Raw genomic sequence first — 18,301 nt, forward strand, 5'->3', positions numbered from 1 at the left:
CGGCGGTCCGGCACTGAATTCGTAATTCAGCCTTCCGGCTTCCTCACTCGGGCGCTCATTTTTTCCCCTCCTCAACTCCAGGCAGCCCTTCCGGGCATGCCTTCGCGTCCCGAAAGGGGGACGACCGCCATGACCACCCCTCGCACCGAGACGACCCTTCCGGAGACGCAGCGTGGACCGGCCGAGCGGCTGCTCGACGTGGTGCTCGGCGGCTCCGCCCACCTGTGGCACCACCGCCCCGGCCTGGACGTGGACGGCACCTGGGTGGCCGCCGCCGGCGCGGACGCCAAGGCGCTCTCGCGCGGCCGCAAGGTGGCGCCGGGCCTGTTCGTGCCCGCCGCGGTGAAGCTGTACGGCCAGCTGCTGGAGCTCCACCGCCTCAACCCGACGCTGATGGCGCACTTCGCGTCGTACGCGCTGACGCAGACGGACTGGCGCGACCTGAAGGTGGCCACCTGCGCGCTGATGCTGGTGCAGGAGCACGCGGGCCAGCCCGTGCGTGACGGCCAGGGCGCCATCGCCTTCCACGACGACGACTACCGCGCCATTGGCGAGGCCATGGTGCTGCACTACGTGCGCCGCTCCACGCGGATGCTCACGCCCAAGGCCGTCCTGCGCGTGGCGGAGCTCCTGGAGACGCCGGAGATTGCCCGCCTCAACCGCGCGGCGGGCTTCGGTGACCCGGCGTCGCGCAAGCCGCCGCTGGGCCGCTGGAAGCGCGTGGCGCAGAAGTGGCTGGCCGCGCGTGAGGCGAACCTGCCCATGCTCCAGGGCCTGGTGAAGGCCGGCTACAAGGAGACGCTGAAGCGGCTGGCGCGCAAGGCCGGGTACAAGCCCCAGTCGCAGGGCTTCTTCGAGGTGCTCGGCTGGAAGCAGAAGCAGGCGGACGGGGGCCACCGGCAGGTGGGCCTGCACGGCCTGACGCTGGTGAAGCGCGAGCGTTTCGACGGCCTCTCCGAGGCGGAGATCTGCGAGTGGATCGAGCTGGAGCGGCTCTCCTACAAGGAGGTCGTGGGCCGGCTGCCGAAGGACGTGGGCCTCACGCCCGCCATCCTGGCGACGCTGCTGCCGTCGTTGTCGGACCGCGACCTGCGGCTGATGACGCCCACGCTGGAGGACCTGGGCCTGTTGCAGGAGCCCTCCGTGAAGGCGCGCTGGGAGCGGGCGGTGGCGAACGCGACGGATCAGCGCTCGCTGAACATCGCGAAGAACATCCGCAGCGAGGACGTGCGCCGCAAGCTGGAGGAGGCGAGCGACAACGCGGTGAAGAAGGCGGTGGCGGAGGCGACGGCGGAGACGGACGTGCGGGTGATGTTCCTCGTCGACAAGTCGGGGTCCATGGAGGGCGCCATCGAGCAGTCCAAGGAGGCGCTGTCGCGCATCCTCGCGGGCTTCCCGCTGGCCAAGCTGCACGTGGCGGCGTTCGACACCATGGGCACGGTGCTCAAGCCCAAGGCGCCCAACCGCACGGCGGTGCAGCACATGCTGTCCGGGCTGAAGGCGTCCGGCGGCACGGTGCACGCGGCCGGTGTGCACGCGCTGCACCGCTCCGGGGTGCGCATCCCGGCGGAGGCGAAGCTGGTGGTGATGGTGGTGGGTGACGAGGCGGGCGAGGCGGGCGACCAGTTCGCGAAGGCCTTCCACGCGTGTGGCTACAGCGTGGCGGCCCTGGCGTTGCTGGTGAGCGTGGCGGGGGCGCGCGGCAGCACGGTGCGCTCGGGCGCGAAGCAGTTGGGCGTGCCCTTCAGCGAGGTGAGCGTGGAGCAGTTCGCGGACCCCTATCAGGTGCCGCGCGTGCTCCAGGCCCTGCTGGACGCGCCGCGCGAGGCGGGGGCCAGCCAGTCCGGCTGGGTGGACCGGGTGATGAGCACGCCGCTGTTGAAGGCGGCGTGAAGAAGGAGGCAGGGCGTGGACTACCGGAAGCTGCTCGGGAAGGTGGAGTCGGCGGTGCTGCCGTATTTCGGCGGCGGGACCGTGGACGCGCCCTCACGCCGCCTGCGCGTCACCTGGCCCGTGGCCCCGGGCTGGTGGCGTTTCGAGGTGAAGGGCCGCGAGGCCACCGCGCGTGAGCTGGCGTCTCCGGAAGGACTGGAGGCGCTGCCGCGCGTGCGGGGCCACGTCTGGGGGACGCGGCTGGTGCGCGAGGGCGCGGTGGCGGAAGGCCTGGCGTTGATGCCGGAAGAGGAGCCGCCGCGCCTGTCGCCGGTGACGGCCCGCCGCTGGCATGACGGCACGCTGCTCTTCGAGGGCGTGGAGTTCGAGGGCGAGGCGGAGGAGACGGCGCGCCGTGCGTTGGAGGAGGACCGTGCGCTGGGGGACGCGCGGGGCGTGAGTGCATCGCTGCGCGCGGCGTTCGGCTTCGCGGTGTTGGAGGCGGCGTCGCGTAGCACGGGCATCCCGTTCGCGCCCGTGGAGGCCCGTGCGCGGGTGCTCGACGTGGCGCGCGAGGGACGCGCGGAGGCGGAGCGCTGCCTGCGAGGGCTCGCGGAGGAGCGGGTGCGCTTCCTCCGGATGCAGGCGGAGCAGGAGGCCCGGCGCGAAGCCGCGGCCCGCGCCCAGGTCCAGCCCTGGCGGGACGCGGACGCGTCATCCCAGAGGTTGGGCACGCGTGACGGACGGAGCCACACGCGACACGGGCACCGGCGCGCGGAGCCGGACGCCGGAGCATGGGCGGAGCGTGCGCTGGACAAGGCCGGCGCGCGGCTGCTCGGCCACCGCCGTCTGGGTGATGGCCTGCTGGAGGTCGTCTACACGTTCATGGGCGAGCGCTTCGTCACGGTGGTGGAGGCCGCGACGCTGCGCGTGCGCGACGCGGGCGTGTGCCTGGCGGGCGCGGATACGCAGGTCACGCTGGAGAGCCTGCCGTCGGTGCTCAAGGAAGCCATCGACACGGACGTGCTGGTCATCACCCGGCACGCCTGAAACCCGCGTGTCCGGCCGGGCCCGTTCCGCGCGTCGGTACGGGCCATTCGGGAGGAAGGACTTCATGTCGACGACACGCGAGGTGTGCCTGCTCATCGGGCCGGAGGACCAGGTGCTGTGGGGCGATTCGTTCGACGACCCCGTGGCGCTTCCGGACTCGCGCCCGCGGTGGGAAGCCATCTGGAGCCTGCGGGACACGCTGGTGGAGATCACCCACAGCCACCCGGAGGGGCCGCTGGGCTTTTCCCAGGAGGATGAAACGACCATGGCCGCGCTCCAGGCGGCGCTGGGCAGGCCGCTGCGCTTCTCCGTGGTGGCCCCCGACGGCATGGTGGTCCGCATGGGCGGCGAGGACGTGCTGGTGCGCGACGAGCCCTCGTGGGCCGCGCCGCTGCGCATCGCCTCGGGGCTCTTGTATGGCCGTCCCCGGGCCGCCCCCACCCTCCTCCAGGAGGACGGCCTGCTCGTGGACAGCGTCCACCGCAAACCGTGAGCCCTCTTCAGCCCGGCAGCAGGATGATGCGGGCAATCTCCGGCGGCGCGGCGACGCGCATGGGCGGCCCCACGAAGCCGCACCCGCGGCTGACGTAGAGGTGCGACTGGGCCAGCTGGCTCAGGCCCGCGTTCTGCTCGCCCCAGATGAGGCGGCCCACCACGTTGCCCGGGAACATCTGTCCGCCGTGCGTGTGGCCTGAAATCTGGAGCCCCACGCCGCGCCGGGCCACCACGTCGAAGTTGGAGGGCTGGTGCGCCAGCAGCACCGACGCGCGGTCCGGCCGGAGCCCCTTGAGCGCCGCGTCCAGGTCATACCCGGGTTCACCGAAGCGCTGGGCGCTCCAGTCGTCCACGCCGATGAGGTCGAAGGACGCGCCCGCGTCCCCAATGGACACGGCGCGGTTGCGCAGCACCGTGATGCCCAGCCCGCGCACGAACTCCGTCCACGCCGCCACGCCGGAGTAGTAGTCGTGGTTGCCGGTGACGAAGTACGCGCCGTGCCGCGCCTTCAGCGCGCCGAAGCCGCCCACGTACCGCCCCAGCTCCGGCACCGTGCCGTCCACCAGGTCGCCCGTCACCGCGATGAGGTCCGGCTTGAGCGCGTTGGTGCGCGCCACCAGCTCGTCCACGAAGCGGCGCTGCAACACACCGCCAATGTGGATGTCCGTGAGCTGCACCAGCGTGAAGCCCTCCAGCGCCTTGGGCAGCCCGGGCAGCCGCACCGGGATGTCGCGCACGTCCGGCGGGTGGAACGCGCGCCACGCGCCGAAGCTGCTCACCGTCGCACCCGCCACGGTGGCACTCGCGGCAAGCCCCCGCGCGAGGAAGGCCCGGCGCTCGGGGGACGGCGGCTCCGGGACCTTGCGCACGCGGGCGAGCACGCCCCGCACCACGTCCAGCCCCAGGGTGAACATGAGCAGGTAGAGCACCAGCCCCATCCACACCAGCAGCGCGATGCCCGTCCACCACGCCACCTCGGAGGAGAACATCGCCCCCACCATCCGGGCGCCCAGGGAGCCCACGAGCCCCCCGGCGAACAGCCCCATGCCCGCGCGGCGCAGCGCCTTGCTCGCCGTCACGTCGCGCACCAGGCGGCGGTACAGGTAGACGTGCGCCACCGCGAGCAGCGTGGTGACAGGCACGAGGAACAGCGCCATCCGGAGCCAGTGGGGCATGAGGGGCCGTGGCTACCCGCGCACGAGCCGGTCCACGAGCGCCACGTACTGCTGCTTCGCGGCGTCCTTCGCCAGCCCCTTGCGGCCGGCCCACGCGTCGTACTTCGCGCGCCCCTTGATATCGAGCATGCCGGGGCGCTTGCCCTGCACGTCCCCTTCGGTGCCCTGCTTGTAGAGGGAGTACAGCTCCAGCAACGTGTCGTTCGAGGGGGCCTTGGACAGCGTCTTCACCCGGGTCTGGGCGGCGCTGAAGTCATCATCGAGGGCCATGCGCGGTCTCCGGCAAGCGTGTGCCGGAGACCTTAACAGCCCCCCTTCACATCGTCGGCAGCCAAAGGTGGCGGATGTCCGCTGGCAGCTGGGCGCTCACGTCCTCCGCCTCGCCTTCGCTGATCTGACTGCGGACGGCGTCCATCACCGCGCGCACCACGGGCTCCACCGCGTCCGGATGCAGGGCAAGGTCGTCGCCCACCTGCTTCAGGAGCTCGTCGCGGCCGAACTTCTCCGGACGGGGCTCGGCGTCGTGGCGCTCACAGCGGTGCAGCAATTCCGTGAGCTTGCGAGGCAGCTGTGCCTCCAGGTCATGTGCCTCCTCCACCTGGATGCGCTGCTCCAGGCCGCAGAGCACGGAGACGGCCGCCTGCTGGGCGACGGCCGGGGACATGCCTCCCCGCTCACAGAGGTGGTCGATGAAGCGGGCATACGTCTGACTGGCCCGCATCGCACTGCGCCGCGCACGCCGCTCCTCGATGGACAGCTCGCGCCGCTCCTCCGCAGGCTCCTCTTCCTGGGGTGCACCCGAGCGGCGCTGCGGATCACGGTCTTCAGCCATGGGGGTCCTCCCTGTCGGTCCCGGTGGGTAACAGGGTGCCCATGCCCGTTCCGGAGGGCACGTCGTTGCCAGCTGCGACACTGTCCGCCGGCTGCCCGGCTGCTAGGCGGCCACGCGCCGCACGTAGGTGTCCCAGAGCGCGCCGAAGAAGAAGCCGCCGAAGCGGGCCAGGGCCTCCGCGCGGTGCACGGTATCCCGGGCGTTGAGCACCCGCAGGGTGGTGAGCTGGCGGGCGAACTCCTCCGCCGTCAGCCGCAGGAAGCCCCGGCCGATGCACGGCGCCTCCGGCCCGTCTCCCCGGTGCAGGGACACGAACAGCGTCGTGGTGTCCTTCCACAGGTCCAGGCCCGGGTCGTCGTAGAGGTCCTTGTAGCCCTCCAGGTAGTACGCCTCGCCGGACTCGTTGAGCAGGTGGAGCAGGTACTCCATCCGCTGGCCGCCTGGCCGCGCATGCTCGCGGGTCATCAGACGCAGCTCGCCGCGCGTCACCACCAGCGGGCGGGACGACAGCACCGGCGCCGTCACCGTGCCCATCAGCTTCAGGGGGTGGCGCTCGTCGCGCAGCGTCGCGTCCAGGTCCTCCGCCGTCACGGTGAGCACGAAGCGCAGGGGCGTGGCGTCGTCACGCTCCGGGTCTCCGGCTTCCAGGTGCGGAGCCTTCACGTCACCGGACACGAAGCCGTGCATCGTCTCCGTGAAGCGCACGCCCACGGGCCCGGGGGCCGGACGGGCCTCCGCCTCCGGCAGCGGCGCGTAGTCGATGGTCCACCCATGGCGCCGGGCCATCAGGGCGCACGCGCGCTCGGCGACAGCGGAGATGGTGAGCAGCGGGTTGATGCCCAGCGAGCGCGGCACCACCGAGCCGTCGGACACGTACAACCCCTCATGCACCGCGCGGCCGGAAGCGCTGGAGAAGACGCGCCCCTCGTGGTCCACCACGCCGTCCTCCGCCCGGTCGGCCATGACACAGCCTCCCAGCGGGTGCGTGCACAGGAGCTCCTTGCCGAAGGCCTCGGACCAGAGCGGGTAGCGCACGAAGGTGCCGCCCAGCGCGGCGGTGGCGCGGCGCAGGCGCTCCTCGATGCGGGTGAGCTGCGGGGCGCGGCCGGCGTCCGGCCAGTGCAGGCGCACGCGGTCGTGCTCCAGCCGCAGCTCTCCCTTCGCCTCGTCGTGGGACATCACCATCAGCGTCTGGGTGTGCTCCACCGCGCCATGGTCTGGACCGCGCACGAAGCTGTCCGCCTGGCGGATGCGCTCCTGGACCCAGTCCAGGATGCCCTCGTCGGTGTCCTCGCCCACCATCACCGAGGCTCCCGCCAGCGCCGCGGGCATCAGCGACGCGAGCGCGCCGGGGATGACGCCCTCCTCGATGATCATCCCCTCGTCCAGCCGCGCGGTGTCGCGCTGGTCGATGACGCCCGCGATGCACGGGCCCACCGGGTCGCGCGTCTCATGGTCCTGCTCGCCGTGGCCCACGCCGTGGACGGGCATGTCCAGGTTGTAGCCAAAGGCCAGCACGTCGCCGTTGCTGCTGAAGCGGTGGCCCAGCTTCGAGGACACGGACAGGCCGCGCTCACGCGAGCGCAGGAGAATCTCCGCGGTGCCCATGGTGCCGGCCGCCAGGATGACCCGGTCCGCGGTGAGCCACGCATCGGGCGCGTCGAAGCGCTCGCGGCCGGTGTTGAGGGGGCGGTAGTAGACGCGCCACTTCGCGCCGTCCGGCACCACCGCGCGCACCGCCACCTCCGTGAAGATGCGGGCGCCGTGCGCGTGCGCGTCCGGCAGGTAGTTCATCAGCACGGTGTTCTTCGCGCCGGTGTTGCAGCCCGTGGCGCAGTCCCCACACAGCGAGCACCCCGGCTGCCGCACTCCGGCGGCGTTGACGCTCGCCTCGAAGGTCACCGCCACCGGAGGCCGCGTCAGCCGTCCGCCCAGCTTCTCCGCGGAGATGCCGAACGTCTTGAGCTTCTGCAGGGGCGGATGGTCCTCCGGATACGGCAGGGGCCGCAGCATCAGCTCCGCGTGCGCGAAGCCGTCCTCCAGAAGGCCGTGCACGTCGGCGCGAAGGGCCTCCGGCCAGCGGGGGTCCTCGAACACGCGAGGGTCGGGCCGCATCGTCACGCCCGCGTTGATGAGCGACGTGCCGCCCAGGCCGCAGCCGTCGATGACGGACACGTCGCCGTTGCGGTGGACCTCGATGAGGCCGGTGGGGCTGCCCACGTCCAGGTCGCCCTGGCCCGGGGCGCAGTGGAGCTGGAACTCCGCCACGGCCTGCGCGGGCGTACGGGGCATCTCCCCCGGGTGCATCTCCCGGCCGCGTTCCAGCACGCACACCTGCTGGCCCGCGCGGGCCAGACGGCTCGCGGAGATGCCCCCGCCATAGCCCGACCCCACGACGACCACGGGGTAGTGTGATGCCAGCTCGCTCCACGGGGATGACAGCCTGCGCATGCTCACTCCTGGCGGCCTGACCGCCGCCCTCTTTCAGATGCTGCCTTTTATTCCCAGCCGGTGACACCAGGGAGGGGGCCGCATGCTGCGCGGTTCAATGGCTTGGATCCACTCCCCGTCCGTCCCCCCGTTCGCACAGCAGGCGGCCGACCTGGTTGGTCAGGGCCTTTGGCGGACAAACGCGAAGGGCGCGGGTCCTTGAGAGGAAAGTCCACCCCGGCCCCCCTGTCGGGCGCGGTCCTCCCAACTGGTCCGACTGTCGGACCAGTTCGTGAGGTCCGCCGCCAGGGAGAGCCCCAGCAGGGTTCTCTCCTTCTCATTCATCGGGACGGACTTCCGGTCCGAAGGCCTAGAAGAAGCGGCGCAGCACCCAGGCGCCCAGACTGAGCAGCACGGAGATGAGGAGCATGGACGCCAGCGGCGCGTAGAAGCGTGTGTGGCCGCTCTCCACGCGAATGTCCCCCGGCAGCCGGCCAAACCAGGAGAAGGCCCCGGCCCACACCAACAGCCCTACGATGACGAGCCCCAGGCCCACCACCACCAGCATCAACCCCACGGGCTTCATCCGGGACTTCCCTCCAGTTCCGCGGCCTCGCCTCCCGCGCGGCGGAAGGCGTTCACCAGCCGGTGTGCGTGGCGCGTCGTCTCAGGCTCGCGGTAGCGGGGGCTGGCCTTCAACACCCACTCCACGGCGGTGTCCAGGTCCATGCGGTGGCCGGGAGAGACGTACACGGGGCTGACGCCCGCGCGGGTGCGGACCGCCATGCCCACCACCTCTCCTTTATGGGTGATGGGGGACGTGGCGCCCCGCCGCTCCGCGAGCTTCCCCGGCGTGCCGACCAGCAGCGACTTGGCGCAGCCGATGGACGGGATGTCGAACAGCAGGCCGCCATGGCACGCGATGCCCACCCGTCGCGGGTGCGCGGTGCCCTGGCCGTCGAAGATGAGCACGTCGGGGCGGACCGTGAGCTGCTTCCAGACGGCGGCCAGCACCGGCAGCTCGCGGAAGGACAGCAGGCCGGGGACATAGGGGAACGTCAGCACCGCCGTGGCCACGGCGCGGCCCACCGGCTGAAGCGTCGTGGCGTCGAGCACCACGATGCCGCCATAGCCCGTGTCGTTGCCCTTCTCCGTGGAGATGTCCGCGCCTCCCAGGCGGGTGATGCGCAGGCCCGGAGGTGGTTCGAGGATGATCTGCTCGCGCAGGCGCTTCTGCAGCGCCACGGCCTCCGTGGGCGTCACGTTCCAGTCATGTGGTGCTCTCGGTGACTCCATGGGTCGCCTCCCGTGAACCCAACACTGTGCATCGTCTGGGCGGGGCGTGACCGCCGCTCCCTCCCCCTCCGTCCAGGAGAGGACGGGCATGGACCGGGGTGGAGGTTGTCAGGGAGCGCGGGGGGGCGCCGTCCCCCGGCCAGGGTTCCCCTTCCTGGAGGCATGCGACCATGGCGACGCTCAACATCACTTTCGGCGGACACTCGGCGGACGTACCAGTGGAGCTGGAGCGGTACATCAGCGACGAGGACGTGCGCCGCATCGCGGTGGAGCTGATGCGTTCGGGCGGAGTGCCCGGCCTGCACCACATCCCGCTGCGGGACGAGGCCTTCCAGCACTACGTCGTGGACCGCTTCCGGGGCCCGCAGGGCGAGGAGCGCATCTACCTGCGCCCGAAGGTGCCCTTCGGGGCGTGCTGAGGAGGCCACCATGCGCATCGTCTTCTGTGGCGTGGGGGCCATCGGGTCCGCGACGGCGCTGTTGTGCCGCAACCTGGCCGCGACGCCGGTGTTCATCGACTTCGACCGGGTGGAGTCAAAGAACCTGCTGTCGCAGGCCTTCGTGAAGCCTTCCGTCGGAAAGAACAAGGCGGAGGCGCTGAAGCTCCAGCTGCACAACCTGCACGGCGTGAAGGCGGAGGCCTTCGGCGTGCGCCTCACGCGCGACAACGTGGAGGCGCTCTGCAAGGGCGCGGACCTGCTGGTGGACGGCTTCGACAACCAGGACAGCCGACAGCTGCTCAGCGACCACGCCCGGAAGACGGGCACGCCGCTGGTGCACGGCGCGGTGTCCGCGGACGGCACGTTCGGGCTGGTGCGCTGGGACGAACGCTTCACGCCCGACGCCGAGGACACGCACGGCCAGGCCACCTGCGAGGGTGGCGAACACCTGCCCCTGCTGGGCCTGCTGGCCGCGACGCTCGCGCGGGCGGTGCAGGACTTCCTCAAGCACGGGGTGAAGCGGGACGCCTTCGTGAACCTGAGCGCCGTCACCCCGCTCGCGGGTCAGGGCTGAGCCTCCGAGCCTGCACCGTCAGCCCGCCCGCGCCAGGGCCTCGCGCTCCTGGTCGAAGCGCACCAGCGCCTGGACGATGTCCTCCTTCGAGTCCGTGAGCAGCAGGTGTCGCGCGTACTCCTGCCCCTGGGCCAGATGCTGCAGCAGCGGGTACACGGGCCGCGTCTTCGTCCAGAACTCGCGGCCCAGGAAGAGCATGGGGCTGATGACGCCCACGGTGTTGTAGTGGTTCTGGCAGGCGTCCTGGAAGATCTCCTGCACCGTGCCCGCGCTGCCGGGTGAGTAGACGACGCCACCCCGCGCGATGGTGAGCAGGCCCTCCTCGCGCACGCTGTTGGCGAAGTACTTCGCGATTCGCGTGGCGAAGGGGTTGGGCGGCTCGTGGCCGTAGAGCCAGGTGGGGATGCCCAGGCTGTCACCCATGGCCGCGGCGTCGCGCAGGGGCCAGATGGCGCGCACCTCGAAGGCTCGCGCCAGCCAGTCCCGGTCCTTGTAGGACGGAGCCCGCGCCAGCACCGCGAGCGCCGCGTCCAGGTCTTCATCCGCCCGCCCCGCGAACCACGCGCCCAGGTGCGTGGCCTCCATGGCGCCCGGGCCGCCGCCGCTCACCAGGAAGAAGCCCAGGCGCGCCAGTGAACGGGCCAGCTCCGCCACGGAGCGGTAGGCCTCCTGTCCCCGCAGCATGGAATGGCCTCCCATGATGGCCACCACCCGGCGGGGCTTGCCCCCGTCCAGCAGCGCCTCCTCCAGCGCGTCGCTGATGGCGTGGTCGTGAAGCCGCTGCGCCAGGGTCTCCAGGATGGACGGCGGGTGGGCACCGCCGCGCGAGTTCCAGTGCGCGTAGATGCGCGCGTCCAGCGTGTCCGCGTAGGTGTCCGGCTGCGTCGGGTCGAAGCCCGCGTACAGCTCCTCCGGTGTGTAGAGGGCGCCCCGGTACGGGCAATAGGGCAGCCCGGAGAACGGCGGGAACACCATGGCCCCGCGCGCGAGCACCTGTTGCAGCGCCGCGGGCTCCAGCTGGCAGCCCAGGAAGACGGTGCCGGTGAGGTCCGCCTTCAGCAGCGCGTCGCCGTACGCACGCAGGTCCAGCCCCTGGAGGATGACGTTGGCGAGGCTCCGGCCCTCGCGCAGGTGCTGCTCGAAGGCAGCCAGGGTCTCGAGTTCCGTCATGTGAACGCTCCGGGAAGGGGAAGTCCCGGCGGATCATCCCCGACGAACAGGGCGCGTGTCAGGGAAAGAAGCTCGGCCACCGGGACCGAGCCGCTCAATCCAGGTGTCTCGAGGACCCGCGGGGCTCCCTCAGTTGGTGGGGCAGCTGCCACCCGAACAGTAGAAGCAGGAGCTGGTGCAGTTGCCGCCACTGCAGAGCGAGATGTCGGAGCCATGGCAGGTGGGCGACGAGACATCCTGCAGGGTGTAGTCCGTATAGATGTCTCCGCAGGCAATCACCCGGTCATCGGTGCCGCCATTGGCTTCCACCGACATGCTGTTGCTCACATACGTGTCACCGCTCGCGGTCTTGCCCTTCTTCCACGAGCCATAGGCGACGAAGTTGGCGGCGTTCGCGGGGACGATGGGCGTCCCCGGCTTGTAGTGGAGCATGCCGTTGACCGGCACCTGGACGGTGTAGGTGCCCGACGCGCCGCGCGCGCGGTTGAAGGTGACGGGCCCGTTGCCACTGCAGTTGGCGACAGCGAAGTGCGCCGAGTGCCCCGGGTGGTTGAAGTTGACGCCATTCCACCAGTCGGTCGTGCGGAGCCGGACCACCGTGGCCGTCCCCTTGATGATGTCGCAGGAGCGGAGCTTGGGCTCACACGTGGCGCGATCCTGGACACCCAGCTGGAAGTCACATCCGCTGGTGCAGTACGTGTCGCTCGGGTGGGCGGTGCTGATGACCTCCTGGCTCGGGTCACCACACGTGGCGTCGCCATACTCGGAGCCGACCCAGGCCCGGAAGGACGTCGAGCAGCCCGCGGTCAGGGACTGAGCGCCCGAGTCGAATCCGGAGGGCATCGCCGCGAGCGCGGCCGCGTTCTCCCGCTGGAGCTGCTCGCGCGCGGTGAAGTCCACCGCGAAGAGCGACTGGCGCGCGAGCGCCGCCGGAAGCTCCTGCCGGGCCGGGGCCAGCGCGAGGAACACCTCCGCCGGAGTGTGCTTCTTGAGGAAGAGAGGGGCCACGAGAGGGCGCTGCGGGTAGGTCGCCATGACGGCGATGTCCACCACGCCCTCGTCGGTCTCGAGCCAGAGGACGTGGTTGCCACGGTCCCCGACCCGCGCGATTTCACGCGGTCCGGAGGCCGCTGGGGGTGCCGCGTGGACGGGAGCGGCCCCCAGCAGCCAGGCGGCACTGGTGAGGGCAAGGGCGAGGGAGGTCGAGGAGGGCTTCACGGGGAGGCTCCAGCAAGAAGCGGCGGATATTCGCCGCGCCCCCCTGAACGGAAGACCTCGCGTTCTTCCCTCACCCCCCGCCGCCGATTCCCGCCCGGGCGCGTGTCAGGAACGGAAAATCTACCCCGTCCGGCCTCCCCAGAAAGGAGGGATGCCCATTGCAGATCCGAAACATGCAGGCCCCGAAGCGCCCCGCCACGAAGGTGACCTCTCTGGAGAACCTGGAGCTGGCCACCGCATCCTTCCGTGGCAGTGCGCCCGGGACCTGACGTTCGCACCCGCCCCCCGGTCACCCGGGAGGCGTAGACAGGGCCGGGTTCCCGAAGGGGGACCCGGCCCTTGTCGTGTGCGGGTGCTTCCTCGACGGCTCTGCGCTAGGCCTCCTTTCCTTCTCCAGCCCACCAGGAGTTCCTTTGAAGTCGGCTCAGGAGCCCGACGTCATGCGCTGGAGTGGAACGACATGCCTGGGCTGCCGAAAGCCCTCCCAGATCACGATTTGCTCCATTCCTACGATGAGGAAAAAGAGAGAGGAGCCCTCGAACCGGTCCTCCCTCAACCGTCTTCCCCAGCCTTCGAGGTCAACACTGGAGGGGGTAGGACTTGGTTCGGGATGGGTGTGCCATTCCCCCAGGTAAAGGCATGTGCCTTGAGATTCAACCCATCGAGCATCAATGACCGACTGATGCCGCGATGGCGCACGGTGGAATCGGAGTCGTGCCCGCGAGTCTCCCTTCATGGGAGTCGTCACTTCGTCAATGACGATGTCGTCACATCCTTGGAGCCGGCGACCGAGAATCACGCCGCCTGCCTCCGTCTGGAAAGGCTCCAGCTGTCGAAATGGGTTGAGCTGCGAAAGAACCTCGGGAGGCACCTTCAAGACGCCTCCACCGCCGCGCCTGAACAAGAGGGCCTCCATGGCTTCAGGTTGGCGCGCAGCTGGGACAATCCAGCCGTCCGAAATCGAAATGGTGGCTCTCCCTGGCGTCCTGTCCCGCGAGGAACCGAGGCGTCACGGAGTATCCCGCCTTCTTGAAGGAGGCGGACTCGCTCTTCCACGACAGCAACGTCGCTTCATCGGCTTCTTCTCGCAGCGCGCGCAACGCCAGGCGTGCCGCCAGTTCCGCGGTTCGCTGAGCATCAAGGTTCGCGAAAGGCAGATAGCTGGCTCCACATCCAAGCACGTCCCGGCCGTAGTTGACGCCCGGTGCCGCGAAGGCCGCCCGATTCTCCAGGGGCCCCCCTTCGATAGGACGCGAATAGAGACACTCAAGGCAGCCTCGTTGCCTGCCTGGCTGTCCCGCCACATGGGTCAGCAGGGTATGACCGCCCAATCCGTATGGCTCCAGCCATGCGAAGAGCACCGGGGGACGCTTGGTATCCATCCAGACCCACTCATTCAGATGGAGGTCCAGGGCAGGAATCCCCAGGGCGGCGATCACCAAATCGTAGGAGCAGAGGCGCTCGGAGTGCTCTTTCATGTACCATTCAAATGATTCGAAAACCGGTTCCACGTCGATGTATGGCGTGTGAGAGAGGATCTCTGCCATCAGGGCATGGACTTTCGGCTGACGTCGCCATGCCATCCCACAAACGTGCCGGTAGGTGTTCTCTGGAGCGAGAATGTCCGGGTCCACCAGGGTGAGGTGTCCGACTCCTGCCCGAGCCAGCGCCATGGCCAGATGGCCACCGACGGAACCACATCCCGCGATGAGTACGTTGCATTCCTGAAGGTCTGGCTCGGCGCCACCGCGAGGCAGAAGGTAGGAGCGGTCCCACCGGACGAGGTGGATGGGCTTCAGCTTCGCGTTTGTGCTGTCCGTGAGAAGCGGGTGCCCCTGCTCAAGCTGAGTCAGCTCAAGGCCAAGCAGGGCCCGGTCCTGTCCAGGCCGCTCGAGTCCCAGGATGAGCAGGTGCCGTGATGTTTCACAACGTTTGACGAGACTCGCGAGCGCGGCCTTGATTACATCCGGAAGCCGCCGCGCATATGCGCGCAACCCCGCTGGCGTCGCGAGTTCCCATACCTGGAAGTCGACCGCATCGCCGTCTGGAGACAGTGGGAGGTAGAGGGCATTGGCGACATGGAGTCGCTCATGGGGATTGGACAGGCGTGAGCGCGAGTAGGTCTCCGCATCATCCGCGACGGCCCTCACCTCCGTAGCTGTCCGAAGCACGGATACGATTCGGGGCTCCTCCCGGACAGTGATGAGGCAGTCCAAGGCGTCTCCTTCTGAGATGCCCTCCCAATACGCCACAGCTTCACGCAGGAATTCCCGGCCGCGGTTTCCAGTCACCAGGTCGTGGAGCATGCGGCGGACCCTGAGCAGTGATTCCTCGATGATTGCTTCAGGGTCCTTTCGGTCGAGCAGGGTCAGGTCCGAAGTGAAGCAGAGCGCGTTGTCACTGAGCCTGTGGGGAAGAAGAAGGGCGGGCTTCATCCCCTCTATGGATATCACCGGCAGGCATCGCGGGAAGGCCCAGGGCAGGCGGATGCGCAGAAGGAACGCATGATCCGCCACGCTCAACCGTCCTGTGCAGGTGGCTTCTTCGTACCCGAACCTGTTCGAAGCTGTCTGCAACAAGACCGGGCTGCAATCCTCAAGGATTCCACGCTGGCAGGCCTGTTCGAGCGCTTGCTTGTGCGTTGAAGATTGACGCAGGGACTCCTCACGAAGCGGATTCATGCGGAGATGCCCCCACCCACAGCCGCGCGTCCTCCGGAACTGGCGGTGCTCGGCTTGTCGGGAACGGGGAACTTCGGTCCGAACTCGCCGCGCAAGAGCTGGCAGGCGGTGATGGGATCAGGATCACGGGTTGCCTTGTCCAGCTTCTCCTGGAGTTGGAGAAGCCGCTCCCGGAACGTCGTCATCTGGCCGTCGGTCATCTTCGTGAAGATGTCCGTGCCCGGCGCCACGGGGACGGGAACGGAGAGACGGTACAGCAGGGCCCCATCCTGTTTCCTTCCAACCACCTGGAACTTGGATGCCAGGGTGGTGACAAAGCCTCGCAATGCCTCCAGATCATCACACCTGGATCGTGCGGCGAATGCATCGTGCTTGACGTGCGGCTGGAACCACTGCCCCGCAGCGACGGTCAGCCCGATGCCTGACGGCGCATTCTGACCCTCCGTCTTGAATTTCTCCGTCTTCCAGCGTTTCAGCACCCGGATGATGCGAAGGAACTGGTCCTGCTCCATCCCGGTGAATCGCTGCTCTACCCAGAGGATGAGGCCGTCGGGATCCGACTCCTCCCAGGAACGACTCTTCTCATCCGCGCCAGACTTCCCCTTCGCGATGAAGAGCCGCTTCGTTTCGCTTTCCGGGTCATCGTAGGAGTAGACCGCGAGATCGACATGGAAGGCCTGCTCTCCGTCACGGGTGTATTTGACCGTGACACAGGAGCGCCGAATCTCGGTTCCCAACTCCGTGTGGTCCTGCAGGGCCTTGGCCACCAACTCCTTCAGCTTGACGGGGTTGGGACGGTCTTCCTTCGCGCAGTTGAACTTCAGCCCCACGTCGATGTCGTAGTCCTGTCCCTCCGCAGGGTGGATTCCCGTCCCCATCTCGTAGCTGCCCTGATTATGGAACTCGAAGGTGGGGACCGCTTCGCTTTCTTCACGCAGTTGCGCGAAGGCCTTGCGAAGCTTCCCCAAGATAATGTCCCGCTTCTGGATGAGTTCCTTGTTCTCCTTGAGCCGGGTGAGCCGGATTGCATCATCGAACTGCTCGAACTGCTTCTGGATGTCAGCCATGGCCGACTTCGCTTTCTTGTGAGGATGGATTGAACAGGGTGACGGAGGGATGTCCCTCCTTGGCGGCCTTCAAACCCAGGCGCCACTTGTACCGAGGTGTGTCGCGACCGTCGAAGTTGTAGGAGTAGCATTCCGGGAGGCCGGTGGACGCCAGGGCCCGGCCAATGTGGAAGGCAATACTGACAGGGACGGCAGCAAAGACGTGGACGCTGGTGAATTCATTGCGCCCACCGATGTTCTTCTCGATGGCTTCCCGAATGTCCTTGGCGTACTCGACGACCTGGGCCTCGCTTTGAACGATTCCTTTCTGAGGAAGCGTCAACTTGAGATGGAGGTCGAGGCGGACTTCAGACTCCGGCAGAACCTCCGCGCAGACATCCCCATTGACCTCGTTGGAGACAGAGATCCTGACGCGTGCGGCGGAACCTGACTCGCGGAAGTCGCACGTCACCTCAAGCTGCGGATGGATGACCGGCGGCTGTGTAGACCACGTGAAGCGCTGGCGGCCCCGGTCATACTCAAGGACATGCACCAAGCGCGTATTCGCCAGGTAGCCAGCAAAGAGTGCCAGGGGCACATAGGGGAAACCGTAATAGAGGATTGCAGTGCCACGTTCATTGAAGGTGCTTCGGAGCAAGCCGGCCGGTGCCGCCAATCGCCGGACCTCCTGCTCCAGGTGCTCCCATCGGCGTTCTCCAATGGCCTCATGTTGATCAATGAGGACGATTCCCGGCCGGACGTTCCGGCGAGCGAACAACTCGGGAGCATCCTCTTCGAGTGGCTCCACCGAAGTCCGGCTCAATGCCTCATGACAGACGCGCACCAGTTCTTCGCGGGCCGCTGCCCCGGATGGCCGAACGGGCGGCGGATTGAATGGATAGAGTGCAGGCTCGTCTCCGCCCCGGGCATAGAGCTGAAGAGAACGGCTGTCGCGATAGCATCCTGTTTCGCGAAGGCGGCGGCGTGCGGTGGAGAGCGCGGCGCCCAGGTTCACTCCGTCCACGAGCAGCCGGGTGTAGAGCGTGTGAGTCAATTCGAGGGAGCCTGGACAGCTCAGCGGGAATCTGGAGGCGATAACGGCGGGTGCACCATTCGTGTGGAGCATCTGGGCGATGCTCCTCATGGGATGGGCCGGGGAACCCGAGTCTCCACTCTGGCAGGCGCTGAGCGTGATGAGGCGGAGGGAGTTGGCCTTCGCGAAGAGCAGGGTACCCAGTCGCCGGGCATCGACGGTTTCGGCCCCCTCCGTCGGCTCGAAGGCATTGAGCTCGAGTCCATACGTGCCACCGACGAGTTCTTTCCCATGGCTCAGCAGGTGCAGTGCCGTGAACGGGCGGGAGCTTTGCCGGATCCTCTCGGCGAGCTGCTGCTTGGTGGCATTGGCAAGGACATCGTTCTCAGGATCGAAGTCGAAACGAGCGGCGGCGCAAACCTCCTTGAGTGCACTCAGCTGCTCTTCATGGGGAACCCATCCTCCCGCGGATGACCACGCGAAAAGGATTCGTCCCTGAGGCCGAGGCTCGGGCTCATTGCGAGGCTCACAGTCGTACTCATATTGCAGCACGCAATCGTCCGTTTCGGCGAATGGAGGCCCGTTACCGATGGTCAGGAGTTCCCATGGAAGGAAATACAATTCGTCCGCATCCGCGGCGCAAACTGTCAGATGGACAGGGCGACCTTGGTGAAGCGCATCCTTGATTTGTGACTCGACCAGGGCCCAGTCCGCGGGTCTGAGGGATTCACTCAAGACCTTTGAGATTCGCTCACTGTGGGCTTCACCCGCTTCATTCCGTGCGAGCGCCTTCAGGTCCGTACGAAGCTTGAACCAGGGAATGCTCACTGTCGCCTTGGGGCCACGGGAACGCTTGGCGGAGTACGTTCTCGATTTCCAGTCGAATTCCTTGCGGGAGCTCCCCGTGAATTCCAGCTTGATTTCTACTGGGAAGGGCTTGGGAGGCATGGCATCTTCCTGCGAGTGTGTGACTTCGGGAACAACAAACG

The 18,301-nt window shown here is 68.2% G+C and carries 17 protein-coding genes; 5 read left to right on the forward strand and 12 right to left on the reverse strand.

Going from position 1 to position 18,301, the window contains the following annotated elements:
* Positions 1–129: 129 nt before the first annotated feature.
* The 3 genes from D7W81_RS05630 to D7W81_RS05640 all read left to right on the forward strand — a co-directional run bounded on the left by D7W81_RS05630 (position 130) and on the right by D7W81_RS05640 (position 3,415).
* Positions 130–1,893: a VWA domain-containing protein gene (locus D7W81_RS05630; protein WP_120554283.1), complete on the forward strand. Its 1,764-nt coding sequence runs from the start codon at positions 130–132 to the stop codon at positions 1,891–1,893.
* A gap of 15 nt (positions 1,894–1,908) precedes the next feature.
* Entirely contained in the window at positions 1,909–2,922 is a 1,014-nt protein-coding gene (locus D7W81_RS05635) for a hypothetical protein (protein WP_120554284.1), read from the forward strand.
* Positions 2,923–2,986: 64 nt separating this feature from the next.
* Complete coding sequence (locus D7W81_RS05640) at positions 2,987–3,415, forward strand: hypothetical protein (RefSeq protein ID WP_120554285.1); 429 nt, start codon at positions 2,987–2,989, stop codon at positions 3,413–3,415.
* A gap of 7 nt (positions 3,416–3,422) precedes the next feature.
* Here D7W81_RS05640 and D7W81_RS05645 read toward each other — a convergent pair whose 3' ends face one another.
* The 6 genes from D7W81_RS05645 to nfi all read right to left on the reverse strand — a co-directional run bounded on the left by D7W81_RS05645 (position 3,423) and on the right by nfi (position 9,150).
* On the reverse strand, positions 3,423–4,592 hold the full coding sequence (locus D7W81_RS05645; protein WP_120554286.1) for a metallophosphoesterase: 1,170 nt from the start codon (positions 4,590–4,592) through the stop codon (positions 3,423–3,425).
* 12 nt (positions 4,593–4,604) lie between these two features.
* Positions 4,605–4,862 carry an acyl-CoA-binding protein gene (locus tag D7W81_RS05650; protein ID WP_120554287.1) on the reverse strand — a complete coding sequence of 86 codons (258 nt, stop codon included), beginning with the start codon at positions 4,860–4,862 and terminating at the stop codon, positions 4,605–4,607.
* Positions 4,863–4,908: 46 nt separating this feature from the next.
* Positions 4,909–5,424, reverse strand: a complete 516-nt coding sequence (locus D7W81_RS05655) for a DUF2267 domain-containing protein (protein WP_120554288.1) — start codon at positions 5,422–5,424, stop codon at positions 4,909–4,911.
* Between the two features lie 102 nt (positions 5,425–5,526).
* Positions 5,527–7,875 (reverse strand): GMC family oxidoreductase N-terminal domain-containing protein, encoded by a 2,349-nt coding sequence (locus D7W81_RS05660; RefSeq protein ID WP_120554289.1) that lies wholly within the window; start codon positions 7,873–7,875, stop codon positions 5,527–5,529.
* A 349-nt stretch (positions 7,876–8,224) separates the two neighbouring features.
* Positions 8,225–8,440, reverse strand: a complete 216-nt coding sequence (locus D7W81_RS05665; RefSeq protein WP_120554290.1) for a DUF2905 domain-containing protein — start codon at positions 8,438–8,440, stop codon at positions 8,225–8,227.
* Entirely contained in the window at positions 8,437–9,150 is a 714-nt protein-coding gene (gene nfi, locus D7W81_RS05670; RefSeq protein ID WP_120554291.1) for a deoxyribonuclease V, read from the reverse strand. Before nfi ends, D7W81_RS05665 begins: the two co-directional genes overlap by 4 nt.
* Positions 9,151–9,320: 170 nt before the next feature.
* On the opposite strand from nfi, the gene D7W81_RS05675 reads away from it, so the two are divergent.
* Both D7W81_RS05675 and D7W81_RS05680 read left to right on the forward strand, forming a co-directional pair.
* Positions 9,321–9,569 carry a hypothetical protein gene (locus D7W81_RS05675; protein WP_120554292.1) on the forward strand — a complete coding sequence of 83 codons (249 nt, stop codon included), beginning with the start codon at positions 9,321–9,323 and terminating at the stop codon, positions 9,567–9,569.
* A gap of 10 nt (positions 9,570–9,579) precedes the next feature.
* Positions 9,580–10,164: a HesA/MoeB/ThiF family protein gene (locus D7W81_RS05680; protein WP_120554293.1), complete on the forward strand. Its 585-nt coding sequence runs from the start codon at positions 9,580–9,582 to the stop codon at positions 10,162–10,164.
* Between the two features lie 18 nt (positions 10,165–10,182).
* Here the strand turns inward: D7W81_RS05680 and D7W81_RS05685 are convergent, their stop codons facing one another.
* The 6 genes from D7W81_RS05685 to D7W81_RS05710 all read right to left on the reverse strand — a co-directional run bounded on the left by D7W81_RS05685 (position 10,183) and on the right by D7W81_RS05710 (position 18,260).
* Positions 10,183–11,334 (reverse strand): LOG family protein, encoded by a 1,152-nt coding sequence (locus D7W81_RS05685; RefSeq protein WP_120554294.1) that lies wholly within the window; start codon positions 11,332–11,334, stop codon positions 10,183–10,185.
* A gap of 129 nt (positions 11,335–11,463) precedes the next feature.
* Positions 11,464–12,552: a hypothetical protein gene (locus D7W81_RS05690; protein ID WP_244226985.1), complete on the reverse strand. Its 1,089-nt coding sequence runs from the start codon at positions 12,550–12,552 to the stop codon at positions 11,464–11,466.
* Between the two features lie 424 nt (positions 12,553–12,976).
* Positions 12,977–13,468 (reverse strand): Mov34/MPN/PAD-1 family protein, encoded by a 492-nt coding sequence (locus tag D7W81_RS44360; RefSeq protein ID WP_120554296.1) that lies wholly within the window; start codon positions 13,466–13,468, stop codon positions 12,977–12,979.
* Between the two features lie 4 nt (positions 13,469–13,472).
* Positions 13,473–15,233, reverse strand: coding sequence for a ThiF family adenylyltransferase (locus tag D7W81_RS05700; RefSeq protein ID WP_120554297.1), 1,761 nt, complete (start codon positions 15,231–15,233; stop codon positions 13,473–13,475).
* Positions 15,230–16,300 carry a nucleotidyltransferase domain-containing protein gene (locus D7W81_RS05705; RefSeq protein WP_120554298.1) on the reverse strand — a complete coding sequence of 357 codons (1,071 nt, stop codon included), beginning with the start codon at positions 16,298–16,300 and terminating at the stop codon, positions 15,230–15,232. The genes D7W81_RS05700 and D7W81_RS05705 overlap by 4 nt, the downstream gene beginning before the upstream one ends.
* Positions 16,293–18,260, reverse strand: coding sequence for an SAVED domain-containing protein (locus tag D7W81_RS05710; RefSeq protein ID WP_158621452.1), 1,968 nt, complete (start codon positions 18,258–18,260; stop codon positions 16,293–16,295). The genes D7W81_RS05705 and D7W81_RS05710 overlap by 8 nt, the downstream gene beginning before the upstream one ends.
* Positions 18,261–18,301: the final 41 nt, after the last annotated feature.

The organism is Corallococcus aberystwythensis (assembly GCF_003612165.1).
GTDB lineage: Bacteria > Myxococcota > Myxococcia > Myxococcales > Myxococcaceae > Corallococcus > Corallococcus aberystwythensis.